This window comes from Streptomyces sp. bgisy159, assembly GCF_057707805.1.
In genome coordinates, this window is the sequence record NZ_JBYIQX010000005.1 from 227,779 (window position 1) to 247,322 (window position 19,544).

Below are 19,544 nucleotides of genomic sequence, written 5' to 3' on the forward strand. Positions count from 1 at the left end.
ATGCGCATCGCCGTCACCGGTTCGATCGCCACCGACCATCTGCTGCGCTTCCAGGGCCGGTTCACCGAGCAGCTGATCCCCGGCAGCCTGGACAAGGTCTCGCTGTCCTTCCTCGCCGAGGACCTGGAGATCCGCCGCGGCGGGGTCGCCGCCAACATCGCCCTCGGCCTCGGCCGGCTCGGCCTGGCCCCCTACCTCGTGGGCGCCGCGGGCGCCGACTTCGCCGACTACCGGCTCTGGCTGGAGGACAACGGGGTGGACACCGGGTCCGTCTCCGTCTCGGCCACCCGGCACACCGCCCGCTTCGTGTGCACCACGGACGCCGAGCACAACCAGATCGCCACCTTCTACGCCGGCGCGATGACCGAGGCCCGGGACATCCGCCTCGACCCGCTGATCGACCGGTCGGGCGGCCTGGACCTGGTGGTCGTCTCGCCCAACGACCCCGAGGCCATGCTCCGCCACACCCGGGAGTGCATCGCCCGGGGCGTCCCGTTCGCCGCCGACCCCTCCCAGCAGCTGGCGCACCTGGGCCGTTCCGACGTACGCGCCCTGCTGGACCACCCGGAGCTGCTGTTCACCAACGAGTACGAGTCGGTCCTCCTCCAGGAGCGCACCGGCTGGACCGAGCAGCAGATCCTCGGCCGGGTCGGTACCTGGGTGACCACCCTGGGCGCGGCCGGCGTCCGGGTCCGGCAGGCCGGCCACGCACCGATCCGGGTCCCGGCCGTCCCCACCGACCGCGCCGTCGACCCGACCGGCGTGGGCGACGCCTTCCGCGCCGGCTTCCTGGCCGGCCGCGCCTGGCGCACCGGGGACACCCGCGCCGCCCGGCTGGGCTGCGCCCTGGCCACCTCCGCGCTGGAGACCGTCGGCACCCAGGAGTACCCGGCGGACCCCGCGGCCCTCCTGGAACGCATCCGGGACGCCTACGGGCCCGACGCGGCGGACGAGATCGCCGCACCCCTGGCGGGTGCCCGGTGACGACGTTCTCGTTCGAGTTCTTCCCACCCCGGACCGCACAGGGCGAACGCACCCTGTGGGAGGCGCTCCGCCGTGTCGAGGCCCTGCGCCCCGACTTCGTCTCCGTCACCTACGGGGCGGGCGGCTCCTCACGGGAGCGCACCGTCGCCGTGACCCGCCGCATCGCCGCCGAGACCACCCTGCGCCCGGTCGCCCACCTCACGGCCGTCGGCCACTCCGTCGCCGAACTGCGCCGTATCGTCGGCGAGTACGCCGACGCCGGCATCCGGGACGTCCTCGTCCTGCGCGGCGACCCGCCCGGTGACCCGGGCGGGCCCTGGGTCCCGCACCCCGAGGGGTTCACGTACGCCGCCGAACTGGTCGCGCTCGTGCGCTCCCTCGGCGACTTCCGGATCGGGGTGGCGGCCTTCCCGGAACGGCATCCGCGCTCACCCGACTGGGACAGCGACATCCGCCACTTCGTCGCCAAGTGCCGGGCGGGCGCCGACTACGCCATCACCCAGATGTTCTTCCACGTGGAGGACTACCTGCGGCTGCGCGACCGGGTCACCGCCGCGGGCTGCGACATCCCGATCATCCCGGAGATCATGCCGGCCACCGACGTCCGCCAGATCCGCCGGTTCGCCGCCCTGTCGGGCGCGGCCTTCCCCGAGGACCTCGCCCACCGGCTGGAGCGGGCCCGCCACGACCCGGCGCTGAGCCGACGCATCGGCGTCGCCCACGCCACGGCCATGGCCGAACGGCTCCTCGCGGAGGGCGCGCCCGGCCTGCACTACATCACCCTGAACCGGTCCACGGCGGCACTGGAGATCCATCGCCGGGTCACCGGACTCGCCGTGCGGTGAGGCCGGTCCGGCCGTCCGGACCGCAGGTCGCCGGGGGTGAGGCAGGTCCCGCCGCACGACCGAGAGCCGCCGTACGGTGGGACCGGTCCGGCCGCACGGACCGGGAGGGAAGCAGTGAGACCGGTCGCGGAGGGAAGCAGGGCCCAACAGGTCCGGCCGCCGGTACCGAAAGGAAGCCCACCGGCGCCGACGGGGGATGCTGGCACCGGTGGGCGGTCGGGGGCGCCCGCGCAAGCGGCGCCGTAAGGGGTCAGCCGGCGAGCAGCGACAGACCGCCGTCGACCGTGACGACCTGGCCCTGGATCCAGCCCGCCTCCGGTCGGCACAGCAGCGACACCGCGTCGGCGACGTCCTCGGGCCGGGTCAGCCGGCCCGCCGGCGTCCGCGCGGCCAGCGCGGCGAGCAGCTCCGGCGGCCCCGCCGTCCCGGGCCCCTTGTCGAGCTTGGCGGTGGACACGGCGTTGACGGTCACGCCGAGCGGCGCGAACTCGACCGCCAGATAGCGCACCAGGCTCTCCAGCGCCGCCTTCGCCACCCCCTGGGACAGATAGGCCGGCACCACGCTCCGGCCGCCCGAACTGCTCACCGCCACGATCCGCCCCGCCCGGCCCCGCATCAAGCCGGTGAGCGCGGGGACGGCGCCGAGCAGCGGGGCCAGCGCCAGCGCCAGATCGTCCCGCACCTGGCGGACCCCGGTGCCCGAGAGAGGCGCGGGGCGCCAGTCGGCGGCGGTGTGCACCAGCACGTCCAGCCCCTGCCACCGCTGCCGCGCCCGGTCGAGCACGGCCGCCATGCCGCCCGGGTCCGTCAGGTCGGCCTTCACCGCCTCGGCCCGCCCCGGCAGCCCGGACAGCGCCTCGACGGCCTGCTTGGCGTCGGTGTCGCTGTGCCCGTACACCAGCAGCGCGTCGGTGCCGTGCGCACACAGCTTGTGCGCGACGGCCAGTCCGACGCCCCGGGTGCCTCCCGTGACGACCGCTGTGCCGCTCATGGCCATGCCCCCTCCTGCCCGGCTCGGGTGAGTGCCGCGCTGCGGGCCCCAGCTTCGGGGGCGGGCGTCCAGGGGGCGTCGAGCGGGGATCGCGGATCGCTCACGTCCCGGTGCGGGCGGACCCCCGTCTCTAACCGTCCTCGACGTCCGTGGCGGAGGCTGGCTCACCCGCGGATCGGGAGGAAGAGCCATGAGCGAGTACGGTCACAGCCGCCCGCGCGGCGCCCACGAGCCACGGTTCGAGGAGGTCGCCGACGGGGTGCACGCCTTCGTCCAGCCGGACGGCGGCTGGTGCCTGAACAACGCCGGAGTGCTGCGCGGCGAAGCGGCCACCATGATCGTGGACACCGCGCCGACCCTGGCCCGGGCCCGGCGGCTGCGCGCCGGGGCCGACCGGCTCGGCGGTCCCGCCCGGCGTCTGGTGGTCAACACCCACCAGCACGGCGACCACACCTTCGGCAACTGCGTCTTCGCCCCCGACGCCCTGGTCGTCGCCCACGAGACCGCCCGCACCGACATGGCGAAGTCGGGCCTCGGCCTCACCCGGCTGTGGCCCGACGTCGAGTGGGGCGCCGTGGAGGTGGTCCTGCCACAGCTCACCTACACGGACCGGATCACCCTGCACGGCGGGCCGGCCGGCCAGGACGTGGAGCTGATCCACCCCGGCCCCGCGCACACGTGCGGCGACACCGTGGTCTGGCTGCCCGGGCAACGGGTGCTGTTCACCGGTGACATCGTGATGAACGGTGTCACCCCGTTCTGCCTCATGGGGTCCGTCGCGGGGTCCCTGCGCGCCCTGGACCGGCTGCGGGCCCTGGAGCCCGAGGTGGTCGTGCCGGGTCACGGGCCCGTCGGCGGCCCGGAGACGGTCGACTCCTGCGTCCGCTACCTGCGCTGGGTGCAGCAGCTGGCCAAGGAGGCCGTGGTGGCGGGGGTGCCGCCCCTGGAGGCGGCCCGGGAGACCCGGCTGGGGGAGTGGGGCGGCCTGCTCGACTCGGAACGCCTGGTTCCGAACCTGGTCCGGGCCATGGCGGAGGAGCGCGGTGCGGCGCCGGGCGAACCCCTCGACGAGATGGGCGCGTTCGCCGAGATGCTCGACTTCCACGGCGGCCTTCCCGCCTGCCACGCGTGACAGCCGCAGGAGCCATCCCGCCTGCCCGCGTGCCAGCCGCAGGAGCCTGCCCGCGTGCCAGCCGCAGGAGCCTTCCTGCCTGCCCGCGTGCCACCCGCAGGAGCCTTTTCCCTCCGCCCGCGTGCCACGCGCAGCAGCCTTTCCCTCCGACACGCCTGACAGCCACAGGAGCATCCCCGCGGTCGATGTGACCCGGAGCCCGAACCGACGACGTTCGCAGCGCTCCCCGGAGCGCGCAGAAGAAAGGGCAGTGCCGTCATGACCGTCGTGCACGAGAACCCGTCCAGGGCCACCGAGGGCCGGATCGCCGAGCTGCGCGCCCTGCGCGCGGCCGTCCACCGGGGGCCGAGCGACCGCGCCACCGAGGCGCAACGGGCCAAGGGCAAGCTCACCGCCCGCGAGCGGCTCGCCCTGCTGTTCGACGACGGGGCGTACACCGAGGTGGAGGGGTTGCGCCGGCACCGGGCCACCGGCTTCGGACTGGAGGACAAGCGGCCGCACACCGACGGGGTGATCACCGGCTGGGGCCGGGTGTTCGGCCGGGTGGTGTTCGCCTACGCCCACGACTTCCGCGTCTTCGGCGGCTCGCTCGGCGAGGCCCACGCCGAGAAGATCCACAAGATCATGGACATGGCCGCGAAGGCCGGAGCGCCGCTGGTGGGGCTGTGCGACGGCGCCGGCGCCCGCATCCAGGAGGGCGTCAGCGCCCTTGCCGGCTACGGCGGGATCTTCCAGCGCAACGTCCGCAACTCCGGGGTGATCCCCCAGATCAGCGTGATCATGGGCCCGTGCGCCGGCGGCGCCGCCTACTCGCCGGCCCTCACCGACTTCGTCTTCATGGTGCGCGGCACCTCGCAGATGTTCATCACCGGCCCCGACGTGGTCAAGGCGGTCACCGGCGAGACGATCACCCAGGACGCGCTGGGCGGCGCCGATCCGCACGGCACCCTGTCCGGCGTGGCCGGCTTCGTCCACGACGACGAGGCCGACTGCCTGGACGACGTCCGGCACCTGCTGTCGCTGCTGCCCGGCAACAACCGCGAACAGCCGCCCGCCGAGCCGCCCTCCGACCCCGTGGACCGGCGCACCGAAGCGCTGGCCGACCTGGTGCCGGCCGACCCTCACCGGCCGTACGACATGCGCCGGGTGATCGAGGAGATCGTCGACCACGGGGAGCACTTCGAGGTGCACTCCGGCTGGGCCGCCAACGTGGTGTGCACCCTGGCCCGCCTCGACGGCCAGGTGACCGGGATCGTCGCCAACCAGCCCGCCACCCTCGCCGGGGTCCTCGACATCGACGGCAGCGAGAAGGCGGCCCGCTTCGTGCAGTTCTGCGACGCCTTCAACATCCCCCTGGTGACCCTCGTCGACGTCCCCGGGTTCCTGCCCGGCGTGGACCAGGAGCACGGCGGCATCATCCGGCACGGCGCCAAACTCCTCTACGCCTACTGCAACGCCACCGTTCCCCGGGTGCAGCTGATCCTGCGCAAGGCGTACGGCGGCGCGTACATCGTCATGGACTCGCGCTCCATCGGCTGCGACGTCTCCCTGGCGTGGCCCGGCAACGAGATCGCCGTGATGGGCGCCGAGGGCGCCGCCGACGTCGTCTTCCGCCGGGAGATCGCCGCCGCGCCCGACCCGGAACTCGCCCGCAAGCGCTACCTGGAGGAGTACCGGGAGCAGCTGATGCACCCGTACTACGCGGCCGAACGCGGCCTCGTCGACGATGTGATCGAGCCGGCGGAGACCCGCACCCGGCTCATCGACGCCCTGGCCGTGCTGCGCACCAAGTACGCGCCGCTGCCGAGCCGCAAGCACGGGAACCAGCCGCAGTGAGCGGGCGGGGTACCGGCCTGAGGGTACGGCGGGGCAGTCCGACCGCCGACGAACTGGCGGCGGTGACGGCGGTGCTGCTGGCGCTGGCGCGGGCCCGCGACGGCGGCGCCGGCACCGCCGTCCCGGCGGCGGAGCGGGCGCTGTGGTGGCGGGCCGAGCGGATGCGGCCCGCGGCCGCCGTGGGGTGGGGCGCGGCGGCGGCCGGCCCCCACCACGGGTACTGACGCGGATGTTCCGCTCGCTGGCCGTGCGCAACTTCCGCCTGTTCGTGGTGGGGCAGCTGTTCTCGGTGACCGGCACCTGGACGATGTTCGTCGCCCAGGACTGGCTGGTGCTGTCGCTGTCCGGCGACTCGGGGACCCAACTCGCCGTCGTCACCACGCTGCAGTTCCTGCCGGTGCTGCTGCTGACGCTGCACGGTGGCACGCTGGCCGACGCACGGGACCGCAGGATGCTGCTGCTGGCCGCGAACGCGACCGCGGCGGCGCTGTCGGCGCTGGTCTACGGCGCGGCCGTGGCGGCGCAGCCGCGGCTGTGGCAGATCTACGTCTTCGCCGCGGCCATCGGCGTGGTCAACGCGGTCGAGGGTCCCGCGCGCCTGGCCTTCGTCGGCGAGATGGTCGGTCCCGACCTGCTGCCCAACGCCTCCGCGTTGAGCGGGGCCTACTTCAACGTGGCGAGGGTGGGCGGCCCGGCTCTCGCGGGCCTGCTCATCGGCCGGTTCGGTCCCGTCCCGGTGTTCGCGCTCAACGCGGTCAGCTACGCGGCGACGGTGACGAGCCTGCTGCTGATGCGCGAGTCGGAACTGCACCGCCCGCCAGGCCCCCGGCCCCGGCGGACCGGTGGTGTGCGGGACGGCCTGGCCCACGTCCGCGGCCGCCGCGACCTCCTGCTGCCCCTGACGCTGCTGGCCTGCGTGTGCCTGTTCGGCTTCAACTTCCAGCTGGCGCTGCCGCTGCTGGCGAAGACGGAGTTCGGGGTGGGAGCCGAGTCGTTCGGCCTGCTGACCTCGGCGGTGGCCGCCGGTTCCCTGGCGGCGGCCCTCGTGACGACGGCCCGTACGGGCCGCCCCCGGGCCGGTGTGGTCATCGGCGCGGCGACGGCCTTCGGCCTGTGCGAGACCGGGGCGGGCCTGACGCCCACGTTCGCCTCGACGCTGCCGGCGCTGGCCGCCGTCGGCTTCACGGCCACGTACTTCGCGCAGGCCACCAACCACCACGTCCAACTGGGCACCGACCGCCGCTACCGGGGCCGCGTCATCGCCCTCTACCTGCTGATCCTCCAGGGCGCGGCACCTCTCGGCTCGCTCCCGCTCAGCCGGCTCATCGAGCTCCTGGGCCCCCGCGCCGCACTCTGGACCGGCGGCACGCTCTCCCTGACCGCCGCCGTCACAGCCCTCTGCCTCCACCGGGCGGGCACGCGCCGCACCCGGTCCTCGACCGAGAAGGCGGAGCGCCCCCGGCCGGACTCGAACCTCTGGCCCCTGTCCATTGCCGGTGACGGTGATGGTGACGGTCGTACCTTCACCGCCCTGCCTCGGCCTGATCCGATGGGAGGCCAGGAGGAACCGACGGCACGGTGATGGCGAGGTGCCCGTCGTCGTCCGGCTGAGGGGAGTCGAGGGCGTGCATGCAGGTCGCCAGGTGGCCGGTCACACGGCCGGTGAAGGCTTCGTCCGGGGTGGCCGTGCCGTACGGGTGGAGACGGTATTCGTCATCCGTCGGCGGACGCCCGCCGAAGTATCGCGCCATGTCCGTACTGACGGACCAACAGGCCACCGACACCCTCACCTGGTCGTCCGTCAGCCACCGCACCCGTATGTGGGCACACAGCGTGAAGTTGTCCCCGCCGAGGCTGACGGTGGTGTTGAGCGGGTGGTGCTTGGAGTGCCGCCCCATCAGCTCACGGACGGCCGGCGCCACGGTGTGGCGTGCCATGGGCTCCGCGTGGACCACTCGACGACCTCCTCACCAGAGTGGACGCAGCGTCGCATGCGACCGTCGGCCACCGCTATGCCTGCTGCCGAAGCGCCGACGCGTCCTTCGAACTCCTCCGGCGGGACGCGGCCTTGCTGACAGGGACGGCGCCGGGACCACGGAGAGCCGCCCGCGGAGGCAGGGAGGCGCTCCGTGGCCCACCGTCATGAATGCGGCTCGCCGGCGGCCGTGGATCCGGCGAGGGACGTGGCTCGACGAGCGTCCGCGTGCAGCTGGTACAGCCGCTCGGCGGTCGCGCAGGAAAGGTTCGCGTTGGAGCCGTCCGGGTTCACCGCCGTGCAGGTCTCGCAGGTGGCGCAATGCTCTCCGAGGGCCCCGAACGCGGCTTGGGCGGGGGACATGTCGATGGTCACTCGCCCTCGCCCTCTTCGATGCCCGCGTCGCTGCTCGTCGTGTCGTCGGTGTCCTCGTACGCGGGTACGCGCAGGCCCCGGCTCTCGGCGATGGTGAGCAGGTCGGTGACCGCCTCGCACAGGCCACGCACGACGAGGCGAAGCTCGTCGGGGCTGGGCTCCACCTGGTCCGCGATCACCGAGTGGGCCAGGTCCCGGACCACCGTGGCCGTCTCGATCTGCTGAGTCTCCAGGTCGTCGGCGAGTCGGGACAGGAACGTCTCCGTGCCGTCGGTGACCAGATGCGCGCGCTTGCCCTCCGCTCCACGGAACGGCAGCAGGCGAAGGTGTGAGCGGGAGGTGCTGCTCATGCCGTCACCCCGGGGAAGCCGACGCCGACGGTCGCCAGGGTGACCACGCCGCGCCGGTCGGGCCGCCGAAGGCGCTCCTGCTCTCGCTCGCAGGCGATGAGGTAGGGGCGGATGAGCGGGGAGCCGTCGGCGTTGACGACGACGGCGGGACGCGGTGAGCGGGGAGGGGATGCGCCACACCCACGGGCTCGGCGGGTGCATCCGCAAAGGCGCGCTCAGTCGGCACGCACGGGGCGCGGCGCTTCCTCCTGGGGTTGAGGGCCATGCCCCCGGGCCGGTTCGCGTCGGTCGCGGGGGTCTTCGCTGCCCGCAGCCGCCGACTCAGGGGTTTCGCTGAAGTATACGCATATTCGCGTATACGCGGTCGCGTGATCCCGGAGATACGCGGATGCTCGTGGCATGGATCTTGACCGTTCGGTGCCTGTCTGGCCCCAGGTGGCGGATGAGCTGAGGAGACGGCTCGACGCGGGACAGTACCCGCCCGGCGAGCGTTTCCCTGCCGTCAACGAGCTGGCGGCTGAACTGGATGTAGCGCCCTCGACGGTGCAGAAGGCTGTGGCCGCTCTCAGGGAAGAGGGGCGGCTCTACACCGTGCTGGGCCAGGGATCGTTCGTGAAGTGACGAGGTGCGGTGCGGTGCGGGACGTCGGCTGTCCCCACCGGCCTTCCCGTTCTCGCCGGCGGGTGTTGCCGTAACCGGCGTCAGTCACACGGCGGTTCGGCATATTGCTCGGGCCTCCGCGTCACGCCCGTGGCTCTCTCGTGAGAGCTGGGCGCGAGGGACTCGGCGACTCACCTGGCCCAACTGCCGGACCGGTGATGTGCGCCCCCGGCAGGACTCGAACCTGCGGCCAAGCGCTTAGAAGGCGCCTGCTCTATCCACTGAGCTACGGGGGCCGGGTGTGGTGGCCTCGTGCGTGGGGGCCGGGTGTGGGCCGGTCCGTGACGACGCCGGGGACAAGGATAGGGCTCCCGCATCCTTGCCCCTGTCGCTTCGCCTCCGTGGCTTGATGTGGAGGTTCGGTGAAGCGGTCCTGATAATCGCAGGCAGGTACGAATCGTGCATCGCTTTTGGCGTCTGGGTCCACGGGTGTTGTGCACTCGTTATGCCTGGCCTATGCCGCTGTCCCGCTCACCCCTTCCGTCCGTTGTGTCCGGTCGGCGCGCAGGCATGCTCATATGCTTCATAATTACCCCGAAATTGGGCATTCTTCGCATGTGGTGACCTTGGACGTACGGCCTCAACTGCTCGACGCACTCTCCGCGCTGCGCGACCGTGTCGCCGCCGCACGCTTCCCGCTGCCTCTGGCGGGCGCCCCACGCGCGCGTGCCAACCGCGACGAACTGCTCGCCCAGCTCGACGACTACCTGGTGCCACGGCTCAGACAGCCCGAGGCGCCACTCATGGTCGTCGTCGGCGGATCGACCGGTGCCGGAAAGTCCACCCTGGTCAACTCCCTCGTGGGACGCCGCGTCAGCGAAGCCGGTGTGCTGCGGCCGACCACCCGCACCCCGGTGCTGGTCTGCCACCCGGAGGACCAGCACTGGTTCAGCGGCATGCGCGTGCTGCCCGACCTCACGCGCGTGTGCACGCCCCAGCGGGACGTCCGGGACGACCTCCTGCTGCCCGGTGAGGACCCCCGCCGCGTCCTGCGCATCGAGACCGCCGACACCCTCCCGCCCGGCCTCGCCCTCCTCGACGCGCCCGACATCGACTCCCTCGTCGCCGACAACCGGATCCTCGCCGCCGAGCTGATCTGCGCCGCCGATGTCTGGATCATGGTCACCACCGCCTCCCGCTACGCCGACGCCGTCCCCTGGCACCTGCTGCGCACCGCCAAGGAGTACGACGCCACCCTCGTCACCGTCCTCGACCGCGTCCCCCACCAGGTGGTCTCCGAGGTCTCCCGGCAGTACGGCGCCCTGCTCGCCAAGGCCGGCCTCGGCGACGTACCCCGGTTCACCGTGCCCGAGCTGCCCGAGTCCGCCTGGGGCGGCGGGCTGCTCCCCGCCAGCGCCGTGGCCTCCCTGCGCACCTGGCTCGTCCACCACGCCCAGGACCCCGGCTCCCGACAGCACGCCATGGCCCGTACCGCCTACGGCGTGCTCGACTCCCTGAAGTCCCGTATGCCCGAGCTGGCCGGCGCCGCCGCTGCCCAGTACGCCGCCGCGCTGCGCCTGACCGCCGCCGTCGACAGCGCCTACGACAGCGAGTACGCGCGCGTGCGCGGCCGGCTCCAGAGCGGCGCCGTACTCGCCGGCGACGCCCTCAAGCGCTGGCGCGCCTTCCCCCTCGACTGCACTGCCGGTGAACTCCTCGACGCCCTGGTGGAGAGCCTCGCCGCACTGCTGCTGTGCGCCGTCACGGCCGCCGACGAACGGGTCCACGACGCCTGGCGCCGCGAGCCGGCGGCCGATGCCCCGGAGCTGCGCGACCGGGGCGCCGCACCGGACGGCGCCGAGCACCGCATCGGCCTGGCCGTCCGACGCTGGCTGCGCGAGCTGGAGGAGCACGCCGAGGACGAGGTGCGCGAGCTGGAGCGCGGCACCGCGCCGGACCCCGAGGCGATCACCGCCCTCGTCGCCACCGCGCTGCTGGGCGGCCGCCGGGCACGCGCCGCCGGCGAGGGCCTCGCCGAGCGCCTCGGCGCCCACGGCGCGCTGCGGCTGCGCGACCGGGGCGGGCGGCTGCTCACCGAGCATCTTGACCGGGTGATGAGCGCCGAGAGGGAGCGCCGGCTCGCCCCGCTCGACGCCCTCGACGTCCACGCCGAGCCCCAGGCCGAACTCATCGCCGCGCTGTCCGTACTGCAGAAGGAGAGGTGACCGGTGACCGCCGCCACCGACCAGGACCACGACCACGGCCCGACGGAACGGACCGGGCAGGCCGAACCGGCCGGGCAGCCCGCGGCCGAGGCGCACGCCGACGTCCGCGGCCACCGGCCGGACCACGAGGGTGACGCCGAGGAGACCGGCGCCGAGAGCGGCACCGCTGAGGAGCGCGGCCCCGACGAGCCCTCCCCGAGCGAACGGACGGGCGGACGGGCGGGGCAGCAAGCCGGCGCACGTGCGGGCGAGCGGGCGGTCGCCAGGACCGCCCGGTCCGACCCGGACGCCCCCCACGCCGACGCCGATTCCGCCCCCGGTTCCGCGTCGGACAGCCGCTCACGGCAGGCCGCCCCCGACGACCGCCCCGCGCGCGTGCGTGGCGACCAAGCCCACGCGCGCGTGCGGGCCGACGGCACCTCCCCCCGCCGTACGGACGACCCTCCCGCCGAGGCGGCCGGGGACTGGGACGACGGACTGATCGCACGCCGGGTGAACGAGGCCGTCGGCGTCAAGCACCCCCCGGCCGTGACCGAGGCCCGGAACGCGACGCCGGCACCCGCGCCCACCCTGGCGTACGACGCCCCGCTGCGCTCCCGGCTCGACGCGCTGCGCGAACTCGTGGGGCTCTCCCGAGCCCGCCTGGACAGCAGGACCCTCGCCGAGGCCGGACGCGTCCTGGACGAGGCGGCGGCCCGGCACCGGCTCTCCGGGCAGCACACCGTCGTCGCCATCGCGGGCGCCACCGGAAGCGGCAAGTCGCAGCTCTTCAACGCACTCGCCGGCGTGCCGATCTCCGAGACGGGGGTACGGCGGCCCACCACCGCCGCGCCCATCGCGTGCAGCTGGAGCGACGGCGCGTCGGCCCTCATCGACCGCCTGGGCATCCCGGGCCGGCTGCGGCGGCGCCCCGTGCAGAGCCCCGAGGCGGAGGCGCAGCTGCGCGGACTCGTCCTCGTGGACCTGCCCGACCACGACTCGGCGGCCGTGCAGCACCGCGAACAGGTCGACCGCGTCCTGGCCCTCGTCGACGCCGTCATCTGGGTCGTCGACCCCGAGAAGTACGCCGACGCCGTCCTCCACGAACGCTATCTGCGCCCCATGGCCGGACACGCGGAGGTCATGTTCATCGTCCTCAACCAGGTCGACCGGCTGCCCGGCGAGGCCGCCGACCTGGTCCTCGACGACCTGCGGCGGCTGCTCGACGAGGACGGCGTCGCGCTCGGCGAGTACGGCGAACCCGGTGCCACCGTGCTGGCGCTGTCCGCGCTCACCGGTGACGGCGTGGGCGAACTGCGCGAACTGCTCGGCCAGTTCGTCACCGAGCGCGGCGCCCCGGCCCGCCGGGTCTCGGCCGACGTCGACGCGGCGGCGGTCCGGCTGTGGCCGGTCTACGCCACGGGGCGGCGCGCGGGCCTCAGCGAGGAGGCGCGCGAGGAGTTCTCGGCCAGGCTCGCGGACGCGGTCGGCGCCATCGCTGCCGGGGAGGCCGCCGAGCGGGCCTGGCTGCGCAACGCCAACCGCGCCTGCGGCACGCCCTGGCTGCGGCTGTGGCGCTGGTACCAGGACCGCCGCGACCCCCCGACGGGCCGGCTCCCGGTGCGCATCCAGGCCGACGAGGAGGCGACGGCCCGTCAGCGCGTGGAACAGGCCGTGCGCACGGTGGCCGACAGCGCCTCGGCCGGCCTGCCCGCCCCCTGGGCGCAGGCGGTGCGCGAGGCCGCCGTACGCGGGGCGCAGGGCCTGCCGGAGGCGCTGGACGCCCTGTCGGTCCGCGCCGGGCTGCTTCCGGGACGGCCGCCGCGGCCCGGATGGTGGCCGGTCGCGGTCCTCGTACAGGCGTCGATGACGCTCCTTCAGGTCGTGGGCGGCCTGTGGCTGGTGGGGCAGATCGCCGGGGTCATGGCGCCGAACCTCGGAGTGCCGGTGCTGCTGATGCTGGCGGGGATCGTCGGAGGACCGTTGGTGGAGTGGAGCTGCCGGATGGCGGCCCGCGGTCCCGCCCGGCGGTACGGCCAGGACGCGGAGCGGCGTCTGAGGGAGGCGGCCGCCGGGTGCGGCCGGGCCCGGGTGCTCGACCCCGTGGCGTCGGAGCTGCTGCGGTACCGGGAGGTGCGGGAGCAGTACGGGCGTGTCGTGGGCGCGGGGGCCGGAGTGCGGTGAACGGCGGCCCCCCGGGGCTGCCGGCCGTCGCCCACCGGGGTGGGCGACGGTGGTCGGCGACGCGGGTCCCTCGTCCGGGTGAGGACTTTTTCCACAGATCGGAGTTCGTCCACAGCGCTCGGCGGGCCCGGCCCGACGGCGGCAGTCTGGCTTCGCGGCGATCGCGACGGAAGCGGTCGCGGCGAAGCCGTGGTGGCCCGCGAGGCGAAGGCGGGCCGCCACGGCGGACGCAGCCGTACGGGACGGGCCCGTCGGCGTGTCCGCCCGGAGCGGGCCCCGCCCGGGCGGGGGAGGGATGTACGACCATGCACGAGACGATGATCTGCGCGGTGGGGAACGTGGCGACGCAGCCGGTCTACCGGGAGCTGCCGTCCGGGCCGTCGGCCCGGTTCCGGCTGGCGGTGACCCCCCGCTACTGGGACCGGGAGAAGAACGACTGGACGGACGGCCACACCAACTTCTTCACGGTGTGGGCCAACCGGAAGCTGGCCGTCAATGTGCAGTCGTCGGTGTCGCTCGGCGAACCGGTGATCGTCCAGGGCCGGCTGAAGGTGCGCTCGGAGGTGCGCGAGGGGCAGACCTGGACGTCCGCCGACATCGACGCCGTGGCGATCGGCCACGACCTGGCGCGCGGCACGGACGCCTTCCGCCGCGGCGGGGCTCCGGAGCCCGACTGGGAGACGGCCGCAGCGGATGCGGCCGGGCAGGACGCGCGAGAGCAGCAGGCGGCGGAGCAGGATGCTGCGGAACCGGGCCGGGAACCGTCGCCGCAGCAGCCACCGTCGGCCGGCGCGGAGGCGGCACCGGCGCCGGAGGGTGAACGCGCAAGGCGGCGGTCCCTGACGTCGGTGACATGACGTCAGCGACACGCCCCGGGTGAGGCGTTGCTCGGCTTATCGGCGCATACGCCCCGGAACACGCGGGTGGATTTGTCGATAAGCCCAGATCAAGGGCGCTGCCGGGAGATCTTGGGGATAACGATTCCGAGTCGGATCGGTTATCGGATGACCTTACCGGGAAGCGTGGTCCGCCGCGTCTCTAGGATGCCGGACATAGCTCCTGTGGCTTCCGATTCTGCTGGTGGGACCGTTCCCCCCACGTCAACGGGTCCCGCTCGAAGGGGAATTGCGTGTTTTCTTGGTTCTCTGCCCTGTCCGTACGCAGGCGGGGCCCGGGCCGCCGCCTCGCCGCCGGGACCGTGGTGTCCGGGCTCGTGGCCGCCGGTGCGCTGGCCGCCGCCGGCCCGGCCGCCGCCGCCGGCACGGCACCGGACCAGGCCGGGGCGACCGCCACCATGGGCGCCCTGAAGACCTTCGGCGCCGCCGTGCTCCACGGCGCCACCGGGGACCAGGAGATCTCGGCCGGGCTCTTCGAGATGTCCGTCGACGGCGGCGGCACGCTGCGCACGTACTGCGTCGACCTCCAGAACCCCACCCAGCGGGACGCCAAGTACCACGAGACCCCCTGGAGCGGCAGCTCCCTGAGCGCCAACCCCGACGCCGGCCGGATCGCGTGGATCCTGCGCCACTCCTACCCGCAGGTCAACGATCTGGCCTCACTGGCGAGGAAGGCGGGCATCACCGGCGGCCTCACCGAGGAGGACGCGGCGGCCGGAACCCAGGTCGCGATCTGGCGCTACTCCGACGGCGCGGACGTCGACGCGGTGGACCCGCAGGCCGAGCGGCTCGCGGACTACCTCCACAAGGCCGCGCGGAACGTGCCGGAACCGGAGGCGTCCCTCAGCCTCGACACGTCCGCCGTCTCCGGCCGGCCCGGCGAGCCCATCGGCCCGGTGACCGTCCGCACCGACGCGAGCGCCGTCACGGTGATCCCGCCGGTGGACGCGGCCACCAGCGGGGTGCGTGTCGTGGACCAGGCCGGCAAGGCGCTCTCGGCCGCCGCGAACGGCAGTCGGCTCTACTTCGACGTCCCCGCCGACGCGCCCGACGGGTCCGCCCAGCTGACCGTCCAGGCGTCCACGACGGTCCCGGTCGGCCGGGCGTTCACCTCCGAGAGCCGCAGCCAGACCCAGATCCTCGCGGGTTCCAGCGCGTCGACCGTCTCGGCGACGGCCACCGCGAGCTGGGCGGGGCAGGGGGCGATACCGGCCCTGTCCGCGCGGAAGAACTGCGCCAAGGGCGGCCTGGACCTGACCGTCGTCAACAACGGCGACGAGGTCTTCACGTTCACGCTGATGGGCACCGAGTACGCCATCGCCGCCGACGAGACCCGCACGGTGACGATCCCGCTCCAGGAGGACCAGTCCTACGACTTCACCATCGCCGGGCAGCGGTTCACCGGCGTCCTCGACTGCCGGATCCAGGCCGACACCACCGGCCTGACCACCCAGACGGTCAGCGAGCCCACCCCCGTCACGGCGGGCACCCCGCCCGACGCCGACCTGGCCCAGACCGGCACCACCGGCCTGACCCCGCTGATCGCCGGCACGGCCATCGGCCTGGTCCTGATCGGCGGAGCGGTCCTGCTCCTCCTGCGCCGCAGGGAACAGCACTCGTAGAGTCTGCGACCCCGCGCAGTCGGCCACCGACCGGCCAGTGGGCGGCCGAGCGTCGGGCGCGTGGCCGCCAGCATGTCGGTGGGGTTTTCCACCTGCTCGGCGCTGTCCCAGTCCTCTGCGGCCAGTGCCTCGAACCAGGCCGCGACCTCCCTGGTAAGGACCAGGCCGATGCAGGCGCAGGGGCTCGTCGGACGAGGCGGCGGCCGGCACGGCGCGACCGGGCCCGAGCGCATCACCAGCGCACGAGGCCACTCGTCGGTGCCTGCCAGGACAGTCGAGCCCCCTGAGCCGCAGCGGGAAGTCCCAGGTCAGGACCCCAGGCCCATACGGGTTTCCCCCCAGGGGTGGCGATCCGGCAAGATGGGGTGTTACTTACCGCGAGAGGGCATGAAAAGGCCCCTCACCAGCGGTTTCGTCGCCGATGAGGGGCCGTGTCAGGCAGCCTGGGCCGCCTCTGGGCCGTCGGGCGTCTCTGGGCCGTCATGAGCGTGTCCGGCGGCCCGGTACATCGCGGAGATGGCTTTCCGGGTGCGGGTCTCGCTGGACGGCATGAGGTGCGTGTAGACGCGGAGCGTGAAGCCCGGGTCGCTGTGGCCGAGGTAGAGGCTCAGGGCCTTGATGCTCTCCCCGGCGTCCAGGAGGACCGAGGCGTAGAAGTGCCGCAGGGCGTGCATGCCGTGCTCGCGGGCGGCGGCGTAGCGTTTGCCCTTCTCGGGGGCCGGGATGATGCCGGCGGACGCGAGCGCGGGTTTCCATGCCTGGTCGTTGAACGCCTGGCTCCAGATGGCCGCGCCGATGCCACTCGTGAAGAGGAGCCGGTGCGTGACCTTGGGGCCGGTCGGGGTGAGCCAGGGCAGCGTCACGTCGACGGGTGGGAAGGCCGCCATGTGCTCGCGGAGCGCCGTCGACACCTCAGGATCGAGGGGCACGTCACGGAGCTTGCCGCGCTTGGGTGGCGCGAAGACGAGCGTGCCGCGCACCTTCTTGACCTGCTGACGGACGTAGAGCCAGCCGAGATCACCGATGTTGTCGACGGCCAGGCCGAAGATCTCGCCCTGCCGCAGTCCGCACCCCGCACCCAGGTCGACCATGGCCTGGTACCGCTCGGGAAGACCGGCGCGCACGCCGAAGACCTGATCGGCGGACCACGGATGGACGCGTGACGGCGCGGGGCGAGGTGCCTTGACCGATCGTGCCCGGCAGGGGTTCGAGGCCAGGAGGCGGTCATCCACGGCCGCGTTGAGGACGGAGGACACCGCGTCGAAGATGAGGCGCCGGTACTGGGCGGACGTCACGGAGTCTTCGAGCTGGCGGTTCCAGTCGCGGATGTGCTCGGGTTGGAACGAGCCGATGGGGCGTGTGCCGAGGTACGGCAGCGCGTGAAGGCGCAGCCTGCCTTCGACGGCGGCCCGGCTCGTGAGGTCGGTGGTCAGTGCGGCCAGCCAGCGGTCCGTGTACTCGCGGAAGGTGACCCGTGCTGCCCTCGGGTCGATGTACTGCCCGCGCGCCATGTCCGCTTCGATGTTGGTCAGCCAGGTGTCGGCCAAGCGCTTCTGCTTGTCCGGGAAGCTCTTGGACTTCTCCGTGCCGTCCGGGCCGATATAGCGGGCCCGGTAGCGCATCCCGAGGCCGTGCCGCTCGGTCTTCACCTTGCGGGTCTTGCCGTCCGGGCCGACCTCGGTCCGGTACCAGCGGTCCTGCACGTGTCCGGCCATCAGGCAGCCTCCCCGATCTGGGAGTCGACCCAGGCCCGTACATCGGTCGGGTCGAAGCGGAGATGCCGGCCGACGCGGAAGCCGCGGGGACCGGTGCGCTTGCGGCGCCACTGGTAGACCGTCTCGACGCTGGGCAGCTCGAACATCTCGACCAGGTCCTCAGGAGTCAGGAACCGGTTCGGCAGCTCCGAGGCCATGGTCAGTACTCCCTTTCGTCGGCGAGTTCATCGCGTAGTGCTTCGCGAGCGGTTTCCCGGTTGAGTTGGAGGTCGCGGGCGATGGTGGCGGCGAGGACGGATTCGCCGGGGGTGTGGCCGTGTCCGGCGTACTGCCAGTCGGCGAGGACCAGGACGGTGTCCGGCTCGGCGTCGTCGAGGCCGAGGGCGGCGTGTTCCTGGGCGGCGCGGTAGTCGGCGCGTGCCTGGCGGAGGGTGCCGAGAGTGGTGGAGTAGCGGCGGGACTTGGAGGAGAAGTGGCCGCGGAAGCCGAGCATGTGGGCCCAGGCCCACAGGCGGCGGTCGGGGTAGAGCGGGTCGAGTTCCTTGCAGGCTTTGATGAGACGGCGGGTGTGGTCGGGGACGTCGTGGCGGTCGAGTTCGGAGAGTTCGCCGATGCGGCGGTCGAGGGTGCCGGTGTTCTCGGCGGCTTTGGTGGCGTACTTGGCGACGTAGGAGGCGACGGCCTGTTCGGTGATGTCGGAGCCGTCACCGAAGGCCTTGACCGGGCGGACGTCGAGCTGGGTGCCCCAACGGAAGATCCGGCCCGGTTGGCCGGCGACGGCCGGGACGGAGACCGAGGTGTAGGAGTGCGCGGCGGCGGCCCGGATGGCGTCGGTGAGGAGGCCGACCGTGGCCCAGGCCGGGGGCGGGGTAGCGGGGCCGTCGGGTCCGTCGAGGCGGATCACGGCATGGAAGTGCAGGGCTCCGCGTTTCTGGAACTCGGCGACCTTGCCGTAGGAGAGCCGGGCGCACTCTTTCAGTGCCCGTTGCGAGAGGCCGGCGCGGGCGGCGACTTCGCGGCGGAGCCGGTTGGTGAAGCGCTGCCAGAGCTGTCCGGCGTGGTTGTTGAACAGCACCGCGCCCGCGTAGTCGTACGTCTCCGGGTCGAGGGCCGTACCCAGGGCGGGATCGTCGGCGGCGTGGCGGGTGCCGCAGCGGCAGACGCCCCGGTCGGGCCGGTTGTGCACGGGGCCGAAGGAGGGGGCGGTGAGGGTGGCGAAGACGCGGGGGTGGTCGCGGACGGTGGCGGGGATGTCGCGACGGTCGTCCCCGGCGAGGCCGGCGCGGATGAGGTGGTAGGTGTCGCCCGCGTAGGTCCAGGCGCAGGAGGGGCAGCGGGAGGCGCGGCGGTTGCCGCAGGCGAGGCGGAGGCGTCCGCCGGGTTCGCCCTCGGTGGAGTAGTGGTGCAGGGTCTCGCCGGTCGTCTTGTCCTTGGTGAGGGTCCAGCCGGTCAGGTGGATGGGGTCGGCGCAGCCGCCGGTGCGGCGGATCTGTTCGTGCCAGCGGTGGTAGTCAGCGGCCGAAGCCACCCTCAGCAGGTCGCCGAGGGTGGTCGGGTCGAGCAGCTGCTCAGGCACGGGCACCCTCCCGGGAGCGGCGGGCGGGGGTGGTGCCGGTGCCCTGGCAGGCCGGGCAGTGCGCGGTGATGGTGCGCAGGTGGCCGCGGTGGTCGCGGCCGCCGAGGGTGATGGCGACGGAGGCGAAGCCGTCGCAGGCCGGGCAGATCCTCGGCGGGGGTGTGGTGGGGTGGGCCATGATGGTGGTTCCTTTCGATTGCGGTTGGAAGGAACGGCCCCGGGTGGCGGCGTGCTTGGCGGCTTGTGCGCCACCCGGTGG

At 73.5% G+C, this 19,544-nt stretch carries 19 protein-coding genes and 1 tRNA gene; 11 read left to right on the plus strand and 9 right to left on the minus strand.

What is annotated here, in order from left to right:
* Together AC3ET3_RS08030 and metF are read left to right on the plus strand one after the other, a co-directional pair.
* Positions 1-984, plus strand: coding sequence for a carbohydrate kinase family protein (locus tag AC3ET3_RS08030; RefSeq protein ID WP_432158454.1), 984 nt, complete (start codon positions 1-3; stop codon positions 982-984).
* Positions 981-1,829: a methylenetetrahydrofolate reductase [NAD(P)H] gene (gene metF / locus AC3ET3_RS08035; protein WP_432158455.1), complete on the plus strand. Its 849-nt coding sequence runs from the start codon at positions 981-983 to the stop codon at positions 1,827-1,829. The genes AC3ET3_RS08030 and metF overlap by 4 nt, the downstream gene beginning before the upstream one ends.
* Positions 1,830-2,079: 250 nt before the next feature.
* Here the strand turns inward: metF and AC3ET3_RS08040 are convergent, their stop codons facing one another.
* The gene (locus tag AC3ET3_RS08040) at positions 2,080-2,820 is read right to left on the minus strand and encodes an SDR family oxidoreductase (RefSeq protein ID WP_432158456.1); all 741 of its coding nucleotides are present in this window, start codon (positions 2,818-2,820) and stop codon (positions 2,080-2,082) included.
* Positions 2,821-3,010: 190 nt separating this feature from the next.
* Between AC3ET3_RS08040 and AC3ET3_RS08045 the strand changes: the two genes are divergently transcribed.
* The 4 genes from AC3ET3_RS08045 (at position 3,011) to AC3ET3_RS08060 (ending at position 7,370) form a co-directional block, all read left to right on the plus strand.
* Positions 3,011-3,952 carry an MBL fold metallo-hydrolase gene (locus AC3ET3_RS08045; RefSeq protein WP_432158457.1) on the plus strand — a complete coding sequence of 314 codons (942 nt, stop codon included), beginning with the start codon at positions 3,011-3,013 and terminating at the stop codon, positions 3,950-3,952.
* A gap of 258 nt (positions 3,953-4,210) precedes the next feature.
* Positions 4,211-5,788: an acyl-CoA carboxylase subunit beta gene (locus AC3ET3_RS08050; RefSeq protein ID WP_435611884.1), complete on the plus strand. Its 1,578-nt coding sequence runs from the start codon at positions 4,211-4,213 to the stop codon at positions 5,786-5,788.
* The gene (locus AC3ET3_RS08055; protein WP_432158459.1) at positions 5,785-6,012 is read left to right on the plus strand and encodes an acyl-CoA carboxylase subunit epsilon; all 228 of its coding nucleotides are present in this window, start codon (positions 5,785-5,787) and stop codon (positions 6,010-6,012) included. The genes AC3ET3_RS08050 and AC3ET3_RS08055 overlap by 4 nt, the downstream gene beginning before the upstream one ends.
* Positions 6,013-6,017: 5 nt before the next feature.
* Complete coding sequence (locus AC3ET3_RS08060; protein ID WP_435611885.1) at positions 6,018-7,370, plus strand: MFS transporter; 1,353 nt, start codon at positions 6,018-6,020, stop codon at positions 7,368-7,370.
* On the opposite strand, the gene AC3ET3_RS08065 is transcribed toward AC3ET3_RS08060, so the two are convergent.
* The 3 genes from AC3ET3_RS08065 to AC3ET3_RS08075 form a co-directional block, all read right to left on the minus strand.
* Positions 7,312-7,725 (minus strand): hypothetical protein, encoded by a 414-nt coding sequence (locus AC3ET3_RS08065; RefSeq protein ID WP_432158461.1) that lies wholly within the window; start codon positions 7,723-7,725, stop codon positions 7,312-7,314. The genes AC3ET3_RS08060 and AC3ET3_RS08065 overlap by 59 nt on opposite strands.
* 203 nt (positions 7,726-7,928) lie before the next feature.
* The gene (locus AC3ET3_RS08070; protein WP_435611886.1) at positions 7,929-8,138 is read right to left on the minus strand and encodes a hypothetical protein; all 210 of its coding nucleotides are present in this window, start codon (positions 8,136-8,138) and stop codon (positions 7,929-7,931) included.
* The gene (locus AC3ET3_RS08075; protein WP_435611887.1) at positions 8,135-8,488 is read right to left on the minus strand and encodes a hypothetical protein; all 354 of its coding nucleotides are present in this window, start codon (positions 8,486-8,488) and stop codon (positions 8,135-8,137) included. Before AC3ET3_RS08075 ends, AC3ET3_RS08070 begins: the two co-directional genes overlap by 4 nt.
* 399 nt (positions 8,489-8,887) lie before the next feature.
* Between AC3ET3_RS08075 and AC3ET3_RS08080 the strand changes: the two genes are divergently transcribed.
* Positions 8,888-9,109: a GntR family transcriptional regulator gene (locus tag AC3ET3_RS08080; protein ID WP_432133079.1), complete on the plus strand. Its 222-nt coding sequence runs from the start codon at positions 8,888-8,890 to the stop codon at positions 9,107-9,109.
* 202 nt (positions 9,110-9,311) lie between these two features.
* Here AC3ET3_RS08080 and AC3ET3_RS08085 read toward each other — a convergent pair.
* Positions 9,312-9,384, minus strand: a tRNA-Arg gene (locus AC3ET3_RS08085).
* Between the two features lie 321 nt (positions 9,385-9,705).
* Here AC3ET3_RS08085 and AC3ET3_RS08090 point away from each other — a divergent pair.
* The 4 genes from AC3ET3_RS08090 (at position 9,706) to AC3ET3_RS08105 (ending at position 15,994) form a co-directional block, all read left to right on the plus strand.
* Positions 9,706-11,313, plus strand: a complete 1,608-nt coding sequence (locus AC3ET3_RS08090) for a dynamin family protein (protein WP_435611888.1) — start codon at positions 9,706-9,708, stop codon at positions 11,311-11,313.
* 3 nt (positions 11,314-11,316) lie between these two features.
* Positions 11,317-13,476 (plus strand): GTPase, encoded by a 2,160-nt coding sequence (locus AC3ET3_RS08095; RefSeq protein ID WP_432133075.1) that lies wholly within the window; start codon positions 11,317-11,319, stop codon positions 13,474-13,476.
* Positions 13,477-13,781: 305 nt separating this feature from the next.
* Entirely contained in the window at positions 13,782-14,333 is a 552-nt protein-coding gene (locus tag AC3ET3_RS08100) for a single-stranded DNA-binding protein (protein ID WP_432133074.1), read from the plus strand.
* A 272-nt stretch (positions 14,334-14,605) separates the two neighbouring features.
* Entirely contained in the window at positions 14,606-15,994 is a 1,389-nt protein-coding gene (locus tag AC3ET3_RS08105) for a TQXA domain-containing protein (RefSeq protein WP_432133073.1), read from the plus strand.
* A gap of 434 nt (positions 15,995-16,428) precedes the next feature.
* On the opposite strand, the gene AC3ET3_RS08110 is transcribed toward AC3ET3_RS08105, so the two are convergent.
* From AC3ET3_RS08110 to AC3ET3_RS08125, 4 genes are read right to left on the minus strand one after another with little or no spacing between them, the layout of a single operon-like run.
* Positions 16,429-17,709: a tyrosine-type recombinase/integrase gene (locus tag AC3ET3_RS08110; protein ID WP_435611889.1), complete on the minus strand. Its 1,281-nt coding sequence runs from the start codon at positions 17,707-17,709 to the stop codon at positions 16,429-16,431.
* Entirely contained in the window at positions 17,709-17,906 is a 198-nt protein-coding gene (locus tag AC3ET3_RS08115; protein WP_031017537.1) for a helix-turn-helix transcriptional regulator, read from the minus strand. Before AC3ET3_RS08115 ends, AC3ET3_RS08110 begins: the two co-directional genes overlap by 1 nt.
* A 2-nt stretch (positions 17,907-17,908) precedes the next feature.
* Positions 17,909-19,285, minus strand: a complete 1,377-nt coding sequence (gene repSA, locus AC3ET3_RS08120) for a replication initiator protein RepSA (protein WP_435611890.1) — start codon at positions 19,283-19,285, stop codon at positions 17,909-17,911.
* Positions 19,278-19,463 (minus strand): hypothetical protein, encoded by a 186-nt coding sequence (locus AC3ET3_RS08125; protein WP_435611891.1) that lies wholly within the window; start codon positions 19,461-19,463, stop codon positions 19,278-19,280. Before AC3ET3_RS08125 ends, repSA begins: the two co-directional genes overlap by 8 nt.
* Positions 19,464-19,544 lie beyond the last annotated feature (81 nt).

Bases quoted from the DNA above. Each gene is read 5' to 3' on its own strand.
- AC3ET3_RS08030 (WP_432158454.1), top strand. From the start codon at position 1: ATGCGCATCGCCGTCACCGGTTCGATCGCCACCGACCATCTGCTGCGC.
- AC3ET3_RS08040 (WP_432158456.1), bottom strand. From the start codon at position 2,820: ATGAGCGGCACAGCGGTCGTCACGGGAGGCACCCGGGGCGTCGGACTG.
- AC3ET3_RS08045 (WP_432158457.1), top strand. From the start codon at position 3,011: ATGAGCGAGTACGGTCACAGCCGCCCGCGCGGCGCCCACGAGCCACGG.
- AC3ET3_RS08050 (WP_435611884.1), top strand. From the start codon at position 4,211: ATGACCGTCGTGCACGAGAACCCGTCCAGGGCCACCGAGGGCCGGATC.
- AC3ET3_RS08060 (WP_435611885.1), top strand. From the start codon at position 6,018: ATGTTCCGCTCGCTGGCCGTGCGCAACTTCCGCCTGTTCGTGGTGGGG.
- AC3ET3_RS08065 (WP_432158461.1), bottom strand. From the start codon at position 7,725: ATGGCACGCCACACCGTGGCGCCGGCCGTCCGTGAGCTGATGGGGCGG.
- AC3ET3_RS08075 (WP_435611887.1), bottom strand. From the start codon at position 8,488: ATGAGCAGCACCTCCCGCTCACACCTTCGCCTGCTGCCGTTCCGTGGA.
- AC3ET3_RS08080 (WP_432133079.1), top strand. From the start codon at position 8,888: ATGGATCTTGACCGTTCGGTGCCTGTCTGGCCCCAGGTGGCGGATGAG.
- AC3ET3_RS08100 (WP_432133074.1), top strand. From the start codon at position 13,782: ATGCACGAGACGATGATCTGCGCGGTGGGGAACGTGGCGACGCAGCCG.
- AC3ET3_RS08110 (WP_435611889.1), bottom strand. From the start codon at position 17,709: ATGGCCGGACACGTGCAGGACCGCTGGTACCGGACCGAGGTCGGCCCG.
- AC3ET3_RS08115 (WP_031017537.1), bottom strand. From the start codon at position 17,906: ATGGCCTCGGAGCTGCCGAACCGGTTCCTGACTCCTGAGGACCTGGTC.
- AC3ET3_RS08125 (WP_435611891.1), bottom strand. From the start codon at position 19,463: ATGGCCCACCCCACCACACCCCCGCCGAGGATCTGCCCGGCCTGCGAC.